Raw genomic sequence first — 18,466 nt, 5'->3', positions numbered from 1 at the left:
GCCAGTGTTTTTAATCCAGATTATCTTCCGTATTTAATAGGTATATAATATTGGGTCATCCTCCAGATATAAGCGGAGAAAATCATTAAGCGAATCTGTGATGGGTACAAATGATTCTCCATGTGGAAGAATCCCTATAGTATATTTATCTGTTTTCCTCTCAAAGAGCAGTGCATAATACCAGGATGCCTGTAGGTAATCGATAAAAATAATACATACCTTATTCTGGTCAAAAAAGCCTAGAGGGTCACCTCTGAAAATTTCATTGTAATTCTCCCACCTTTCCAATGGATAAAAGGCGAACCCGTTGTCATCCTCATCATTCAATCCATTTACACTGGAATAGAAATCAGATAACTCATGACTGAATCGAATATCAAAATATGCTTCCGTTTTTTCTATTACAGCAGCAGTGGCTCCCTCAACAATTGGCACGCCGGTGGCGCGCCAATGTTCTTTAACTTTTTGAATAACTGATATTACCATAAAGAGAGTATTTTCTCCATTAATGCTTTTCTGGGGAGCAAATTAATGTTGCTACCTGCTTTTCTTGGATCAGCTAATGCCTTACCATAAGACTCCAGCTGTTTCTCTACCCATTCTTTAGGTAATCCTAATTCTTTCAATTCTTCCACCACTGCTTTGGTCAATTTCTTTGTCAGTCTTATAGTAATCTTAGCAGCTTTAGGCGCCTGACTCTCTCCCCATCCTATCATCTCTCCGAAAAAGGCACTTGTGCCCGGTGTTTTCAGGGCTACCCTAAAGGTTATCTGATAGCCTGATAGACCAATGCTCTCAAGTCCTCCCAGGGCAAATCCCTCTACGACAGGAGCAAAGTAATCCGTAACAAAGATAAACTGTTTGTCATAGCCTTTTATTGCATCCAGGAAGCCCCACCAGGTATCATTTCCACGATAATTTTTTAATGCATTGGTGTGATACTTCCATGGGAACCCTCTGTACAATCTTTCTGCGGTAACTTCCACCGGTTGTGCCCAATATCCCAGCCAGGGCTTAACCGGACCTGCCGTTCCTGGAGGATCTCCATCCAATCCTCCATTCGGATCTGTCCTGTTAAACGGATCGTTGCCCATTGACAAATAAGGAGAAGCGTACTGGAATTCCGGATCAATAGATAGCCATCTTCCGATTCTGCTGTCGTACATCCTTAGTTCAAAAGCATTCCAACCTGTTTCCGGATCTTGTTCGGAATACTGTCCCTGGTAGCCATACCGGTAATCCTGACTGCCACCGGTTCGTGCAACAGAGCCAAATGGATAGTAATCTGTATACTGCTTAATGTTCCGGCTGCCATCTATCACTGCTCTGACATTGCCGAGATGGTCACTTAATTCATACTCGTAAGTGCCTGCTGCACGTCTGAATAATCCAATTCGTCCATCACCACCATAAAGCGCTACTTCAGCTTGTACGGGCGTAGCTGTACCTACCTGGTTATAGGTAGCCAATATATTTCCATTCACATCCGGAACGTAATACGTAGTAGTATTATTAACCCAGTCTTTCTTTACAACTCTTATTCCGGCCTCATTGTAAAGATAGGTTACTTTGCCTTGAGTCAAGGCTGCATCTGTATACAGACCGGCCACTTTATTGGTGAAATCATATTTAAGGTAACGGGCGGCCGCACCAGTCAGCGTTTCCTGAATTACTCTACCCAATGCATCATAGGCATAGGTATCAAATAAACTGGTTCCATTTTTTATGTCCAGCAGCTGATTACCATTGTTAGCATAGTTGTAGGTGAAATTATCCGTTATAGCACCAGTTGCATCCGTCCGCTGCAGATTAATAATATTTCCATGGCTGTCGTAGTTAAGTACTTTTTCGTTGAATGCAGACGATGCACTAAAAGCAGGAATGCCGGCGTAGGACGGCGTGCCCCATGTAGCCGTTTTCATCTGTGATTTATTATCGTATGTTAATGCATACATTGCTGGATTTTCAATAAGGCTGCCGGAAACAGCCAGAACACTGGCGGGCTTGCGGGAATGCCAGCTTAATCCTTTCTTTGTGCCGTTAAACAGATCTGTCGCATAGGTACCTGGTATCTGAATACTGTTTATATTGGTATTATTCCTTTGGTAATCCTGATCGTAATATTCCAGGTTCATGCCAAAGACGTCTTTCGCGAAACCTGCGTTAACACCACTGATACCGTCCATCCCCGGATCCATGTCCCGGTTGCTGTTATTGATTGCCTTCAGATCTCCCTTCACGGTATAGGTATAGTCTAGTCCCTGTACATTTCCGCCTAGTTCGATACGCTTTAACGGCCCGTGGAGATAATAGGTGTATTTTGCCTGCAGTTTTTTCGACGCATTATCATCTGTTGTATTGGTATAGACCGCCTTTAAATCCTGATCTTGATCATATTCATAGTAGTGAACAAATGTTTCTGCCGAAGATGTTTTCTGATATATTTTCTTCACTATTTTACCTAATGCATTATAGGTATAATCGATTGTTTTAGATCCCAGCCCCGGAATATTCATGATGCGCCATATTACTTTCCCTTGCTCGTCATAATTATACCAGGTTTTAACGCCGGCTGCATTTTCTGTATAGGACACGTTTCCTCCTAGATAAATTTCATCCTGCACGTACCCGCTTACAGTACCGGCAACCGGAATATCGTAAACGGTTTTCACCCAATCTGATTTAACACCCACTCCAAGGCCTCCGTCGTTTGTTACCACGTCTATATTACTCATGCCAGCTGTAGAAAAAGAAATCCCTCCACTTCCCGGTGTAAATTCACCGCTTTCTGTATTCCTTCCCAGCTTATCAAAATTCGTATATGCATACCTTCCAGTAGGACGCTGTACAGCATTCTGAGAAAATCTTGCCTTACCGTCTGTTGTGTAAACAAATTCTGTCCTTCCCGCTTCCTTATTGGTAACTGCCGTCAATTGTCCTTTAAGATTGTACTCTTGCTGCGTAATAAATGGGATATCAGCACGGTTTGTATAATTGTTGAGTCCTGTCCCTAATAATTTTTTCACGCCCTCCGGTGGAACGATGGCAACTAATTGCCCAAGCTGATTATAGAATTTATAGCTTAAATCTGAAAAACCGGATTGGTAGGTAACTGTTACCGCGTTATCGATGCTATTTGTTATCACTTTATAATAACCTGCTGGTAATGAAGCCCCGCTGGTAAAAGCAACCGGTTGTTCATTATTGTTCATATTCAGGAGCGTCCATCCTGATCCGGAAATATTAACAGCTGTAGATTTATTCAGATAAAAATAGCAATACTTGCGGGAAACCGGATCGATATACTTGTATGATGGCCGGTAAACCGTCTTTATTCCAAATGGTCCTCTTTGGCCAACAGCTAAGGAAAAGGGTTGATCCGATTCAATCCTTACCGGAAATGTTATGTTGCCTGAAGGTGCTCCGGATGAAGGTCCCTGATAGATTAATACTGGCGTATTGTTTGTGTTATTGTAAACGCGCACATTGGCATAACTTCCATCCCAGTTGTAGAGATAATCCCTGCCTCCGCCCACTTCCACAATATGTGTTGCAGGATTTATTAAATGACTGTTATCAACTTGTAAATCGGCTCCGGGCAGACCTGTCATTAAGGTTTTCCCATTCTGATCAAGTATTGAGATATTTTCCTGTCCATTTTGATCATGTTCTATAACTTTGGTGGCGGCCTTATTCAGATCAGCAGGTAATGCTCCCAGTTCGGCGGTTGTAAAAAACTTATTCCTTAGGCTGATGTAGTTAGCCAGCTCTCCTGCTATCCCCAGCGATATTTTCTGTAATTCGTGTCCACCGCCCATTTTAAGGGCTTCGCCTGGCGCAGAAATGAATTTTGCTGCACCGCTTCCATCTTTAAAATAGCTGGTATTTGAGTAGGGATATCCGGTTGCCCCAACATATGGCTCCAGAGTATTGTTATTGCTGTAATACCATCCCAGTGTTCCTGCTACATTATTTCCTACTGCATCCGGATTAAGCTGTTTGGCTTCGTCAAAATTGGCAGCATTGTATACACCTCCGGCTGTATTCGTCACAAAATCACTTTTGTAATCCAGCTTGGTTGTCATTGTTGGCGCCAGCAATGTTTTTATCGTTGGCCTGTCGAAATAATCATAGATGTACTGACTGGCCAGTACCATACCAGAGGTAAGGTTTTTGCGCTGGGTTTGCATTTCACTCCCCTTCTCATTATAGAAAGTAATCACTTCACTTCCCAGCTCACCGGTGGCACCAAATGTCCTCGATAGCCGCCAGTTCATGTTACTGTTTGTAACAATGTCCCCGATAGAGAATGTCACTTCAGCACCAAGCTCAATGGTGGTATTGGGTAGTATTTCAATTTCCTTTGCACTTATATAAGTTATCTGTTGACCCGCTGTAATAACTTTATCACTACCAGCCTCCGGAATGGTAATCTTCTCAGCGCTTTTAATAAGCTGGCCGGATACATGGGTATTTGCCGAAAGCAGCATCACTACCATAGTTACAAGAGGCAGCAACCGGCTATTTATATTTCTTATTATCTGATTACTCATAAATCATTAATAAAACAATTAATACTTGGTTTAAGAAATAGCATTTTAGTAGCTACACTCATATCAACCCGAGATTTTTTTTATAGAAGGAAATTCGTGGTAATGCCTTTCCAGCAGTGCTGGCAATACATCCTTTCCCATAGTTGTATTCGAATTCTGAAGTTTTGATCACCCCATTACTGAAGGTTTCGGTATAAGTACCGGTGAGCTTTCCGGCTGCATCAAACTCATATCGTTTGTACATATTATTGCCATCAAGGATATAGGCAACTTCTCCGCTTGTTTTATCATAAACATAAGCCGTAGCAGATGCATTGAGCGGCTGTATGAGGAAATCATCAAAGAATACATCCGTGCTTCCATTGTTGATACATCCGAACTTAATACTATTACCAGTGGTAGCAGCAGCGGAGGCTGGTGTTACAATATTCAACTGGTACCATTCTCCCGCTTTGCGGGTTGCTATTACAGTTGCGGGAACTTGCGTACCATTATTTACCTGGTAGTAAAGAGATGCCGACGGTGCAGCTCCTGAACTGCTCTTCACCCATACACTTCCACGATATTGCCGGTTGAGTTGCTCGTTATTCACTACGACGGTAAAGCCAAATCCTTCTTTCCCAGCGGATGTTTTCAGACTACTGTAACCCGTATGTGCTGTTGCTGCAGGGAAAGATGTGCTACGTTCAATGACACCATTTCCGAGCCCAACACCTGTTTCAAAAGTTGATCCTATCAGGTCGTCCTCTGCACTGGAATAAGCAATTTCATTATATTGTGCGGCCTTGCCGGTAATTACCAGCCTGCTATCCTGGTAGCCATATTTAACTGCTGAATAATTCCCATTGATATCTTTGGATTCCAGCGGATGAGAGTTAACACTATATAAGGTAAGTTCTTCCGCTTTACGCCATGCAATATTTGATGACTGTGGATTGGCCCAGTTGAAGTCAATGAATTGCGCCAGCGGCATTATTCCATCTGTAGTATTTCCTGCGGGCTGCCAAATGTAGGAGGCTTGTTTTCTCCATACATTGCCCAGAGCAGTTGTTTGCTGCGTAATGATACTGTTGCTGTTGTCCGGATTTCTGACTTGCAGATTATTGCTCCATACCTGTGCCTGGGCATTAATGACACCTGTTTTGGTATCATTAGCGTCCAGTTTGTAAGTATAGGAAGCAGCTACCTGTGACAGCATATTCTTATTGGTGGTGTTGTTTATCTTCAGCCCCATCTGTGGATAAACGCGATATGCCGGAATAATTTCTGTCATAAAACTATTCCCATACGTGTCCTGGGTTTTTGTTTTAGTTACTTCTCCGCTATAGAAATCAAATCCAATATTTCTGGTCTTTGTTGTAATGCCCGTCTTATAATCTATCTTGTCCTCTCCTGTTTTAATTACAGGATACTGCTCCTTCGCACTCATTGTCAGCATGATCTTGCTTTTCCCTGTGCTGAGATTATTCACATATTTTTCCTCTACGTCACGTTCTATTATAACTCCCTGGTAGTTGTACCTGGACAGGCCTCTGTCGAAATAATCGGTTAAGAAGTAAGAGGAGGAATTATTAAAATCATCATGCAGATAATTGTTGTATGTTGCTGATAATTTATTCCCCTGATTATCATAATTGATAATACTCCGCAAAGTGCCTACAGCGCTGGATAAATTTTGAATGGACTGGTTGTTGCCGATATTGACCATATCTGATGGAGTACCATGATAGTATCCCACAGTAGTGCCCTTACCAACTTTTCTCCTGGTAATCATATTTTCATTGAATACCTCAAATTCATAGGCAGTACGTCCATCCACCTGATGTTCCGATCCATCGGGGGCTATAACTTTTTTGCTGACAGCAATATTTTTGTAGATAACGCCGGGTGCAGGCACTTCCCTGGCGATGGTAAGCAGGTAATTGATTCCCTTGTAAAGCTCTTTCTTATATCTCCCCGCAACGGGTGCCAGGATGGCGTAGCTTGAGACTTCGTCGTAGTCAAAAACAGAGGGTTCAAAAGAAGTAACGCCCGAACTCAAATCTGCCTGATCCGGAATACGATAATCATAATCATTCACAACCGTGTTCTGCGAAGTTGTAACGGATAATGATTTAACGCGAAGACCGCCACCAAACTGGTTAATATTATTCGTGTAAAACAAATTTCCGGTTAAAATATTATGGACTTCAACTTTCGGGTCTGTAATATCCATTAGATTGATGGAATGGCAACTAACTGTAATGGTCATATTACTATCATCAATAGCCGTAATAGTAAAGTCGGTAGGATCTGTAATTCTAGTGTCTTGTGTACGGAGAATAAGAGGTTGCGGGGTGGGATAGGTTCCAAGGAGCCAGTATATGAGCTCCTGTGCTATAATTGCGTCTACCTTGCTTCCTACCTTGTAGATAGAGCTAAGGGGAACATTTTTATCTGCATTGGAAACAGTGAATTTAAGTCTGCGTGTATTGTTATCAAAAATGAAATTATTAATTACATAAGATCCCACTCTGTTTAACACTGCTTTACTGTATACATCGGACTCATATTCCACTTTGATTTTGGATCCAAGTGCTGTATTCACCGCACGTAATGACCAGGCGTCGACACTTGCTGCGGAGATAACATTGGTTACCCCTCCAAGATTCGCATTTTTAGCTGCAAGAGCCGGATTATAATCAGATTTGAACATTCCCCACATATCTCTTGCCTTTTGCTGATAAGGAGGGTTTTTAGTCAGTTGGCAAGGCATTTGTGTTGCTCCGGAAGAGGAAGGTGCATAGCCCGGAAAATATTTGATATCAAAATTGACGGCTGAATATTTTTTTATAATTACACCACAATACAAATTCTGATTAATGGTAAGTATATCACCAATCTGGTATCCGCCATTCGGTATAGTACCTGTAGTAATTTGCCCGATCCCTGATCCCGGATCCGGAGCGGCCATACTTACTATCATTCCTGCTTTTACGTTTTCTGGCTCATAGATAAAATCTGTTGCCGGAAGCATACAAGCTCCGCCTCTTCCTTTAACAAGCATCTGCGTTAAAGTCAGTTTCCCTCCGGTTGATGCGGGATTTGTTGTAAAACTGTTCAACGTACTCTTACAAAGGCTATAATCATATTTCAAGTCGATAATCCTGAAAGCATTTTTTTCAAAATCAGCATTTGATACATCATATTTATCCAATACGTTACTAGCATAGTGTTGGTTGATATTAAGCGGGCTGGTACTGGTCATATTCACTGCCGGCATGTCAGCATTGGCATATAATAATATCCTGTCCAGCTTGAGTGTATATGCTGATGTATTATCATAGTAGCCACTATTTTCTGTGTCTCCGCTGGTTGACATGATACCAGCAGCAGCTCCTCTTCCATCATTCCTGATATCTTTCACAAATAGCGCGGTATGGCTTCTTGTCTTGATGGTATTTAAGTAATAGATTTCTTTTTGCCCTTTGGACGCATTCTGAAACTTATTATCAATGTCGGGAGTGAAGCCGGCCTCCGGATTTCTCCAGTAGTAGCTGTCTGTCCATTTACCATATTCAAATTTTACCCAGTATCCCCAATCGCCTTCATCCAGTACACCGTTTCCGTTTCTATCTACATAATCGGGTCCTGTAACACCTGTTAAATACCAGGTATAAGCATATTTACCGGGTTTTACCTGACGGTTAAAATTCTTACTCATTCCATTGCCTTTACCGGCATCTATTTTTTCTGAGTAGATGCTCTCATTGAATGAATATGCAGGCAGGCTATAATGATAGGTAACACCGGAGGAATTAGTGATGGCATATCCTCCAATACTTTTGTTCAGTGCTGCATCATAGGAAAAACCGGTAGTCCCGGAAGGATAAAGGAATCCTTTTTTGTCAGCTGCACTAAATAAAGTAGCATAGTCTATCGTCCGGATACTGCGGGACCCTGCCAGTTCTGTTGTAGCCGGGTTATATGCGGTCATGCCGTCACCATTGCCGTATACAGGTGCCGGGTCAAAAGGAGCCGGGAGTTTGTTCCCCCAAACATTTTCAAGGTCGAAGTCGTTAAACTGCTGCCTGTATTGGTTAGAGAAATCATTATCAAACCGGAACTGGGGACGGACGCCCATCATAGTAGTTGAATTCCCTTGCCCGGGGCATACGTATGTTAGGTTGATTGAATTTTGATTACTCCTGTTCTGTCTGGCCACATATCCCTGAAATATATAAGGGCGCATCGTACCTGCCATGCCCTGTGCTGTTACATGGTAATTGTCAAAATCAGGATATGTTCCTCCCTGTAAAAGATCAGCATCATTATTATCAACGATATTGGTACTATCCATATAAGCCGGATCATAGTTAAGCAGGGAATAAGTATCAAAAGCATGTGATTGGGTGATCATATCCCATCCAGGCAGGTTAAGACTACCATGTACCGGAACATTTACGGATTCATCAGACCAGTAACGTGTATAATTATAACCTAAACGTACGTTGACCAAATAGGTAATAGGAATGTCTAAACTAAAGCCTGACTCATCTGTCTGGATATTACCAGCCTGGTTATTACGTGTATTTGCGGTGTACCCACCAAGTGTCAGGCTGCCTTGGGGATTATTGGAGCCCATCGAAACTCCCAATACTGTATTTCCCTTAACATCATATCCTGCACTTCCACTAATAGACGTACCATTTCCACTAATACCTACATTCAAGGATGCTCCTAATCCGGGGCCATCGGGGTTTTGGGAAAGATTAATTCCCAGACCTGCATATTCATCTCCATATGGACTAATACCTGCTGATACACCAACAGATACATTACCATACTTTATGCCTGCGCCAACGTCCATACCTACACCAAACCCTCTATAGGTATCTTGCGAAAAAGAAAGACCGAAGCTAACAGTTGCCGGTGTACTGGCAATACCTACGCTTACACCAATATTGTAGCTGGTTGTTTGTCCTCCTTCCCAAAAGTCCCTTCTTAACGCTGTTTCAGAATACCAGTCATCCGGATATCCGTTTACGTTACGTGTAATGGCTCCCGGGTTCAAACTCCAGCCCAGCCCTGTCCAACTGGCATCTTCACCTGGCTGAATGCCTGCATGATATGATAATGCCAGTGGGTAACCGCCTTCCGGACCAGGTACTTCCAGTAAAGGGATATTGTAGGTAAAATCCCCCGTTTGAGGATTCACCATTTCTGTTGTGTCTACAGGTTCAAAGCTTGTCGCCTCAGGTGCAGTAGGTCCTGAAGTAAGCGCATAGGCAACTGTAGGAAATCCAATCTGGAACAGTAATGTGGAAAGGAAAAATAAGGCAAGAAACTGCCTGCATCCTTTTTTTCGAATAAACATAGGTAGTCAGAATATAAAACGTGTGATAGAAATAATGATACAGAAAGAATGGGAAATAGTATCCGTGATGATTACTATAACCAATGATATAAATATTTCGCCGTCCGTATTGGCAAAAAAAACTTACTTATGGCCACTGACAAAAGGGACAAACAAAAATTCATAGTATAAGCTTTAATATTTGCACTTATTTTATATAAGGAATTCGTAGTACAAGCAAAAATTATATCCCATAGTCTTTATTGCCATTGTGGCTCCTCATACACTCATATTAAAATAATAATCAGCTAATATCAGTACAGGTACTAAAATCAAGGTTTGCAAGAGGATATATAATATGTTATAGCTACAATGAATATATGATCCAAATATATAACTTGCTAGTTAAAGCGTTCTTTTTTTTACATAGTTTTTTTATCCGAGACCTCCAAAGTAAAACGCTTTGATCTAATTTAAAAATGGTGACGTGTAGGCGATAGGGTTATCCTGTCACTAAAAAAGGCAATAACAGTTTGATAAAATCTGGCAGGCAGATAAATTGTAGCGCACCTTTATCATCGGTCGTATACTTTTCATGAGCATCTGATTAATGAAAATCGAAGTTATTTCTACTTGGGAAATCTGAATCGACTTGTAGTCATTTGCCCTTCCTGATTTAATCCTCTGGGGCCAGGGTTAACAGGTTAAAGTATTTTGGGATACATGATGGGGGATACGAAACTTTGCTTTCTCTTTATTCCGTTTAATTCCGCTTTCCGCTGAAATCCGCGTCCGGTAAAGAAAAACGCCCAACCTTAGTAAGACTAAGATTGGGCGAATTAAATAAAAAGTGACCCTGTAGGGACTCGAACCCTAGACCCGCTGATTAAGAGTCAGCTGCTCTACCAACTGAGCTACAGAGTCAAAAAATCGATGCCAACAAATTTAACTGTTCTACAGCATATTTATGTAGTTTATTTAATTAAATTTGGTTAGATGGTAAAATGTGGATAAAAATCCATCATCTTGATAATCTAACCGTTAGCTCATTATAAAATTATTTTTTCATGCAAGAAGCGTACATAGTAGCTGGATACCGCACTGCGGTGGGAAAAGCTAAAAGGGGCGGATTTCGTTTTTACAGGCCTGATGACCTGGCAGTAGATGTTATTACCGGTTTGCTGAAATCTGTGCCGCAACTGGATCCCAAACGAGTGGACGACCTGATCGTTGGTAATGCTGTCCCTGAAGCAGAACAAGGCCTGCAGATAGGCCGCATGATCTCTGTCAGAGCATTGGGCATTGATGTCCCGGGTATGACTGTCAACCGTTACTGCGCATCCGGCCTCGAAACAATCGCTATTGCAACCGCTAAAATACAAACAGGGATGGCCGACTGTATCATCGCAGGTGGTACAGAAAGTATGAGCCTGGTGCCTGTGGCAGGCTGGAAAACTGTGCCCAACTACACTGTGGCCAGCACCACCCCTGATTATTATATAGGCATGGGACTCACCGCTGAAGCAGTGGCCAATGAATATAAAGTGAGCCGCCAGGACCAGGATGAGTTCTCTTTTAATTCCCATCAGAAGGCTATACGCGCTATTAAGGAAGGTTATTTTAAACCCGGTATACTCCCCATTTCAGTGGAAGAGGTATATGTAGATGAAAAAGGTAAAAAACAAAAACGTTCCTTTACAGTAGACACCGATGAAGGACCACGTGCCGACACCTCAATGGACGCACTGGCTAAATTAAAACCTGTTTTCGCCGCCGGTGGTTCCGTTACTGCTGGTAACTCCTCCCAGACATCTGACGGCGCTGCCTTTGTGATTGTGATGAGTGAGAAAATGGTGAACGAGCTGGGACTGAAGCCTATAGGCCGGTTGGTATCCTGTGTATCTGCGGGGGTGCATCCCCGTATTATGGGCATCGGCCCGGTAGCGGCTATACCCAAAGCATTGCAGCGTGCCGGTAAAACACTCCAGGACATTGATCTCGTTGAATTGAACGAAGCTTTCGCCTCTCAGTCTATTGCAGTGATCCGCGAATTGGGTATCAATCCTGATATCGTAAACATCAACGGCGGTGCTATCGCACTGGGACATCCGCTGGGATGTACCGGCGCCAAACTCACCGTACAATTACTGGGTGATATGAAACGTCTAAAGAAGAAATACGGCATCGTTACCGCCTGCGTAGGAGGCGGACAAGGTATTGCCGGAATTATTGAAAACATCGACTGATTTTCGTAATACATTATAGCTCAAGGCCGCAGGATATTTCCTGCGGCTTTTTTGATGCCTGCCCCTATTATTTTAATATAATTTAATCAAGATGAATTAAATTTTTTGCTAATTTGGCTGAATAATAGGCTATCTCCCTATCTCAACCATATCGCTTTATGGATCGCAGACAATTCCTAACCTTATCGCCCTCCCGCGCTGCACGTAACAGCAACGCTGTTGCCCGTACAGCTACAGGGCTCACTCCTTATACAGGCAGTTGGGGTACCCAACAGCTGATACATCTGCTCAAACGTACCACTTTCGGTGCTTCTCCCGAAAACATCAAAGCACTCAAAGGAATGGGTATGCAGCAGGTGGTGGATACACTTCTCACTGCGCAGGCTGATCCTCTTCCGCCGGTAAACAACTATGGTGCAGACAGTACAGGCGTGGCTCCCGGTGCTACCTGGGTGAGAGCTGCTATGGGCGATGATGTGCTGGAAAGACAAAGGATCGCTTCTTATAAAGCCTGGTGGGTAGGGCAGATGATAAGCCAACAGGCAAGTATACACGAAAAAATGGTGCTCTTCTGGCATAACCACTTCGTGACGGAAACGAGCACGGTCCATGATAGCCGTTTTATCTACCAATATAACCTTACCCTCCGGCATTATGCATTGGGCAACTTTAAGGCCCTCACCAAAGCCATAACACTGGATCCGGCTATGCTGGTGTATCTCAACGGTTACCTCAATTCCAAAGGAGCTGCCGATGAGAACTACGCCCGTGAACTGCACGAGCTTTTTACCGTTGGTAAAGGCCCGGATTCCCACTATACGGAAGATGATGTAAGAGCTACAGCCCGTGTACTGACAGGCTTCCGGGTAGACCGCAGCGCCATCGTCAGCACTTTTAATACTACACAGCACGATATCACCAATAAACAATTCTCCGGCTTCTATGGCAACAAAGTCATCTCCGGTAAAACCGGCCCGGATGGCGCCACTGAAGTAGACGACCTGTTGACGATCATCTTCGCACAACCGGAAGTGGCTAAATTTATCTGTCGTAAGCTGTACCGCTTCTTTGTATACTACGATATAGACCAGGCCACAGAAGATAATGTGATCCTGCCGCTGGCAGAGATCTTCCGCAGCAGTGGATATGATATCAAAGTAACACTCAATGCACTGTTTACCAGCGAACATTTCTTTGATCCGCTCAATATGGCCTGCCTGATAAAAAGTCCGGTGGACTTTTGTATTGGCTTGTGCCGGGAGTTTGGTATCGTCTTCCCATCAGACTACACCACGCAGTATGCGCGTTGGACTGACCTGCACAACATCATGGCACTGATGCTGCAAAACCTCGGCGATCCGCCACTGGTAGCCGGATGGGAGGCCTACTATCAGGAGCCTGCCTTCCATGAGTTGTGGATCAATACCGCCACCCTGCCTAAAAGGAATCAGTTGAGCGATGGCATGATCACTACCGGTTATAAAAATGTAAAAATAGATCCATTGGCTTTTGCTGATAAATTGTCCAATCCCGGTGATCCGGTAGCATTGGTCAATGATTCGCTGGATATCCTTTATCGTGTAGGCGTTTCCGATAATGTGAAGACTTTCCTGAAAGACAAGATCCTACTGGCCGGACAAAGTACTAACGCTTACTGGACAAGTGCCTGGAACAACTATAAATCCAACCCCGGGGATGCGGCCAACACAAAAGAAGTGACGAATCACCTGCAGGCGCTGTACAAATACATCATGAACCTTTCGGAATACCAATTATCCTGATTCCTGAAAAACCTTTCTATGAAAAGAAGAGACTTCCTCAAATATACAGCCCCTGCTACGATACTGCCAACGATTATCAATGGCTTCTCTATAAAGGCTTTTGCAAACTCCCCTATGCTGGCAGCGCTGAATAGTGCTGCTGATAACGATCATGTGCTGGTGATGATACAGCTTACTGGTGGTAATGATGGTCTTAACATGGTCATCCCCCTGGATATTTATGGCAAATACCAGGCTGCCCGTACCAACATCGCTATTCCGGAAGGGAAAGTACTGCGCCTGGATAATTATGTCAAATCAGGACTGCATCCTGCGATGAAGGGACTGCAGCAGTTGTATAATGATGGGAAAGTCAGTCTTATTCAGAGTGTAGGTTATCCTTCTCCCAATTTTTCCCACTTCAGGGCAACAGACATATGGCTCACTGGTTCAGATTCCAATGAGGTATTGTCTGCCGGTTGGGGAGGCCGTTATCTCGATACAAAATACCCGGGAGCGCTGGACAGCTATCCTAATGCAGACAACCCCGATCCGCTGGCGATACAGATAGGGTCTATCGTTTCTCCGGCTTTTCAGGGAGCAGAGGGCAGCAGGGGGATGGCCATTACCAGTGCTACTGATTTTTATAATCTGATTGACGGGGTGATGGACCCAGTCCCGAATACCAAAGCCGGAAAAGAACTGGAATATATCCGTCTGATCGCTAAACAGACTAACAGTTATGAGAAAGCGATCAAGTCGGCTGCAGCCAAAATCACCGCCCAGGGCGCTTACCCGGCCAACAACTATCTGGCAGATCAGCTGAAGATAGTAGCCCGCCTCGTAGCTGGCGGCCTCAAAACCCGCATGTATATGGTGAGTACTGGTGGCTTTGATACCCATGCCAGCCAGACAGAATCCGGAGATACTACGCTGGGCGGCCACGCCAAACTTCTCGGAGGTGTCTCCGATGCTATTAAAGCCTTTATGGATGACCTCAAAGGCTTGAAAGCCTCCCGCAGGGTGGTGGGCATGACTTTCTCTGAATTCGGCCGCCGTATCAAATCCAATTTCAGTATGGGTACAGACCACGGCGCTGCAGCTCCCATGATCGTCTTCGGGGATTATGTGATGCAGGGTGTGCTGGGTAATTCTCCCGCTATCCCTGATAATACTACGGTAGCCGATAACGTGCCTATGCAGTATGACTTCCGTTCCGTATATGCCTCTATCCTGGAACAGTGGTTCTGTGTAGATCAGACCGATCTGAACAAAATACTGCAGAAAGACTACCAGCGCCTGCCATTAATCAGTGGTGTGGCCTGTGGTGTTATTACCGGTTTGCCCGATGTTGTTAATGATGATAAACACCTGATCACCAACAGCCCTAATCCATTTACAAACGCTACCACCATTACCTATATTACCGGGAACGGTAATACCATGATCCAGATTTTCGATACGATGGGCCGGTTGGTAAGTGTGCCTGTCAATAAAATACATTCTCCAGGGACCTATACCATTACTTTTGATGCGGAGTATCTGCCTACCGGCGTGTATTACGCCCGTTTCCAAAACGGTTCTGTTCAACAGGTGAGACCAATGCTGAAAGTTAAATAGTGCAAAATAAATGCAGCAATGTTGCAAATGAGTAAAGTTTATTACCTTTGCTGCTGTGTATAAAAACTACATACAAAGAGTATTAGCTATCATCCTGCTGGGAGTATTTACATTTAATACGCTCCCACGGGAATTTATACACGCGTTTGCCGGTCACCACGATACAAAAGACGAGCGTTGCCCGGCCGGCGGAATAACGATTTCAGAGCACCACCGCCACTGTGAATTTCTGCAGATAGGGGTAGAGCCTTACGAACAATATACCACAACCTTTATAGCACCGGTATGGCTGGTGATTTGGGTCTTTCATCCGCAGGACCTGCCGGAAACCAGCTATGATACTCACCGGGACCTTTCTCCCAGGGCGCCACCATCCGGAATCGCCTGATTTCTTCTTTTACACTGCACTGTTTACCTGGTTGTCATGAACCAGCCAGTGGTATTTATTGTTTTCTTATTTCTTATTCGTCAATTATGCATTATTTGCGTGTATTTATACTCGGATTAATGGGCGCCCTGTTGTTGATACAACCATCCGCCTATGCCGGAAACCCAGAAGAGGGTACTTTTTCCAATGTGCTCACTGGTAAAGTGACAGACAAAAACACACATACGCCTATCCCCGGTGCCACCATCTATCTGCCGGATCTGCATGTAGGCGCAGCCACGGATAACCAGGGAAATTATACCATCAAAAACCTGCCTAAAGGAAAATATATTGTGGAAGTGCATTCCATGGGTTATGCCGCATATACGGAAACGGTTAACATCAGCGGAAACACGGCCAAAGATTTTGATCTGTCTGAAACACTCATCGAAAAAAATGAAGTAGTGATTACTGGTGTGAACCTGGCTACTTCTGTGAAAAAAACACCTACACCCATCAGCATTATCCGTCGGGATTACCTGGATGATAATATCTCTACCAATATCATCGATGCGATCGCTAAAGTGCCAGGAGTGAGCCAGCTTTCTACTGGCCCGGCTATCTCCAAGCCATTTATTCGCGGTCTGGGTTACAACCGTGTAGTCGTGGTGGGTGATGGCATCCGTCAGGAAGGACAGCAATGGGGCGATGAGCATGGCATCGAAATCGACGATTATAATGTCAGCAAAATTGAAGTGCTCAAAGGCCCGTCTTCCCTCGTATATGGCTCAGATGCGCTCGCTGGCGTTGTAAATATCGTTCCTCCTGCTACTTTGCCTCAGGGGAAAATAAAAGGTAATGTAGAAGCCAACTATCAGACTAATAACGGTCTGATGGCCTATCACGCTGATATTGCCGGTAATAACAACGGTTTCAGCTGGGGCGCCTATATCACACAAAAACAAGCCCACGATTATAAAAACAAATACGACGATTACGTATTTAACTCCCGCTTTAACAACACTAACTATGGCGCCAACATTGGTATCAATAAACAATGGGGTTTCTCCCGCCTCAGCTTTACTTCCTTTAATCAGCACCTGGGCCTGGTAGAAGGAGAACGTGACAGTGAAGGGAGATTCCTGAAACCCATCAATAATAACGGTACAGCGGAAGAAGTACCTACCACCGGTAGTGACAACAAGTCCTACAGTATGACGGTGCCCAAACAACAGATCAACCACCAGAAGCTGGTATGGGACAACAGTCTGTATCTACACAATGGAGGTCGTATCGGGCTTACGCTGGGTTATCAGTGGAACCAGCGCCGCGAATACGGAGATGTGCTCAATCCCAATACCCCCGGACTCTGGCTCAATCTGAAAACATTCAATTACGCTGCAAAATACTATCTGCCTGAAATGAACGGCTGGCAGACCAGTGTAGGCGTAAATGGTATGCAACAGAACAACGGTAACAAAGGAGAGGAATTCCTGATTCCATCATATGACCTGTTTGATTTCGGTGCTTTTGCAGTAACCAGCAAAACATTTAAGAAGCTCACCTTGAGTGGTGGTCTGCGTTTTGATACCCGTTCCCTGCATTCCCAGGCACTGTTTCTGGATGCGAACGGGAAACCGGCACCAACCGGTGAAACCAAATTTGAGAAATTCAACCGTAACTTTTCCAATGTGTCCGGAAGTGTGGGCCTCAGCTATGAAGCCAGTGACCGTGTGGTGCTGAAGTTAAACGCTGCCCGTGGTTTCCGTGCACCTAACATTGCCGAACTGGCTGCCAATGGCGTGCATGAAGGAACTATTAAATACGAATATGGAAACCAGGACCTGAAGCCGGAAGTAAGTACACAGGTGGACGCGGGTGTAGATTTTAACACACAGCACGTATCCCTTACCGCCAGCCTGTTTTACAGTCACATCAATAATTTTATTTTCTCCCGCAAACTGTTCAATGCTGCGGGGACAGATTCCATTCCCGTGGAGAACAATGCTGAAGGCTTCGCCGCCTTTAAATACCAGCAGGCAAATGCAAACCTGTATGGTGGTGAGCTGATGCTGGACATCCATCCTCATCCGATAGACTGGCTGCATTTCGAAAATACATTCTCTTACGTGAGAGGTACTGCATCCAATGCTACCGATTCTACTAAAAATCTGCCTAATATCCCTGCTGCGAGATGGTTGTCTGAGTTGAAAGGCAAATTCAAAAAAGTAGGAGGACCGTTGCGTAACGCTTATATCGGTGTACAGATGGATATGAATTTCGCGCAGAATAATGTTTTTGATGCCTACGAAACAGAAACATCCACCAAAGGATATACATTGTTCAATGCCGGACTAGGGTCAGAGTTTGTCAACAAACATAATAAAACACTGTTCTCGCTGCATTTTGCTGTGAATAACTTCACAGACGTGGCATATCAGAACCACCTGAGCAGGCTGAAATATGCTCCTGTTAATGAATTGACAGGTCGCCAGGGAGTGTTCAATGTTGGTCGTAATTTTAGTGTTAAACTGGCAATTCCTATTGATTTTAAATAGGCTTTTGTCCGGATTATTTCAGTCATA

The 18,466-nt window shown here is 44.0% G+C and carries 8 protein-coding genes and 1 tRNA gene; 5 read left to right on the top strand and 4 right to left on the bottom strand.

Annotated features, from left to right (window positions below; genetic code table 11):
* Positions 1-33 precede the first annotated feature (33 nt).
* The 4 genes from DF182_RS09305 to DF182_RS09290 all read right to left on the bottom strand — a co-directional run bounded on the left by DF182_RS09305 (position 34) and on the right by DF182_RS09290 (position 10,812).
* The gene (locus tag DF182_RS09305; RefSeq protein ID WP_113615360.1) at positions 34-486 is read right to left on the bottom strand and encodes an SMI1/KNR4 family protein; all 453 of its coding nucleotides are present in this window, start codon (positions 484-486) and stop codon (positions 34-36) included.
* On the bottom strand, positions 480-4,553 hold the full coding sequence (locus tag DF182_RS09300; protein WP_113615359.1) for an RHS repeat domain-containing protein: 4,074 nt from the start codon (positions 4,551-4,553) through the stop codon (positions 480-482). Before DF182_RS09300 ends, DF182_RS09305 begins: the two co-directional genes overlap by 7 nt.
* A gap of 58 nt (positions 4,554-4,611) precedes the next feature.
* Positions 4,612-9,909, bottom strand: coding sequence for a hypothetical protein (locus DF182_RS09295; protein ID WP_113615358.1), 5,298 nt, complete (start codon positions 9,907-9,909; stop codon positions 4,612-4,614).
* Positions 9,910-10,739: 830 nt separating this feature from the next.
* Positions 10,740-10,812, bottom strand: a tRNA-Lys gene (locus DF182_RS09290).
* Between the two features lie 143 nt (positions 10,813-10,955).
* Here DF182_RS09290 and DF182_RS09285 point away from each other — a divergent pair.
* From DF182_RS09285 to DF182_RS09265, 5 genes are all read left to right on the top strand, one after another.
* Complete coding sequence (locus DF182_RS09285; RefSeq protein ID WP_113615357.1) at positions 10,956-12,134, top strand: thiolase family protein; 1,179 nt, start codon at positions 10,956-10,958, stop codon at positions 12,132-12,134.
* 158 nt (positions 12,135-12,292) lie between these two features.
* Complete coding sequence (locus DF182_RS09280) at positions 12,293-13,915, top strand: DUF1800 domain-containing protein (protein WP_113615356.1); 1,623 nt, start codon at positions 12,293-12,295, stop codon at positions 13,913-13,915.
* Positions 13,916-13,933: 18 nt separating this feature from the next.
* Positions 13,934-15,514, top strand: coding sequence for a DUF1501 domain-containing protein (locus DF182_RS09275; protein ID WP_113615355.1), 1,581 nt, complete (start codon positions 13,934-13,936; stop codon positions 15,512-15,514).
* Between the two features lie 55 nt (positions 15,515-15,569).
* Positions 15,570-15,902: a hypothetical protein gene (locus DF182_RS09270; protein WP_113615354.1), complete on the top strand. Its 333-nt coding sequence runs from the start codon at positions 15,570-15,572 to the stop codon at positions 15,900-15,902.
* A gap of 86 nt (positions 15,903-15,988) precedes the next feature.
* Positions 15,989-18,439, top strand: a complete 2,451-nt coding sequence (locus tag DF182_RS09265) for a TonB-dependent receptor (protein WP_245957395.1) — start codon at positions 15,989-15,991, stop codon at positions 18,437-18,439.
* The last annotated feature ends 27 nt before the right edge of the window (positions 18,440-18,466 follow it).

This window comes from Chitinophaga flava, from assembly GCF_003308995.1.
Taxonomy (GTDB): domain Bacteria; phylum Bacteroidota; class Bacteroidia; order Chitinophagales; family Chitinophagaceae; genus Chitinophaga; species Chitinophaga flava.
The sequence above is the reverse complement of the archived record's forward strand: the minus strand, read 5'-3'. Positions and strand labels throughout refer to the sequence as shown.

Bases quoted from the DNA above. Each gene is read 5' to 3' on its own strand.
- DF182_RS09300 (WP_113615359.1), bottom strand. From the start codon at position 4,553: ATGAGTAATCAGATAATAAGAAATATAAATAGCCGGTTGCTGCCTCTT.
- DF182_RS09280 (WP_113615356.1), top strand. From the start codon at position 12,293: ATGGATCGCAGACAATTCCTAACCTTATCGCCCTCCCGCGCTGCACGT.
- DF182_RS09305 (WP_113615360.1), bottom strand. From the start codon at position 486: ATGGTAATATCAGTTATTCAAAAAGTTAAAGAACATTGGCGCGCCACC.
- DF182_RS09265 (WP_245957395.1), top strand. From the start codon at position 15,989: ATGCATTATTTGCGTGTATTTATACTCGGATTAATGGGCGCCCTGTTG.
- DF182_RS09295 (WP_113615358.1), bottom strand. From the start codon at position 9,909: ATGTTTATTCGAAAAAAAGGATGCAGGCAGTTTCTTGCCTTATTTTTC.
- DF182_RS09285 (WP_113615357.1), top strand. From the start codon at position 10,956: ATGCAAGAAGCGTACATAGTAGCTGGATACCGCACTGCGGTGGGAAAA.
- DF182_RS09275 (WP_113615355.1), top strand. From the start codon at position 13,934: ATGAAAAGAAGAGACTTCCTCAAATATACAGCCCCTGCTACGATACTG.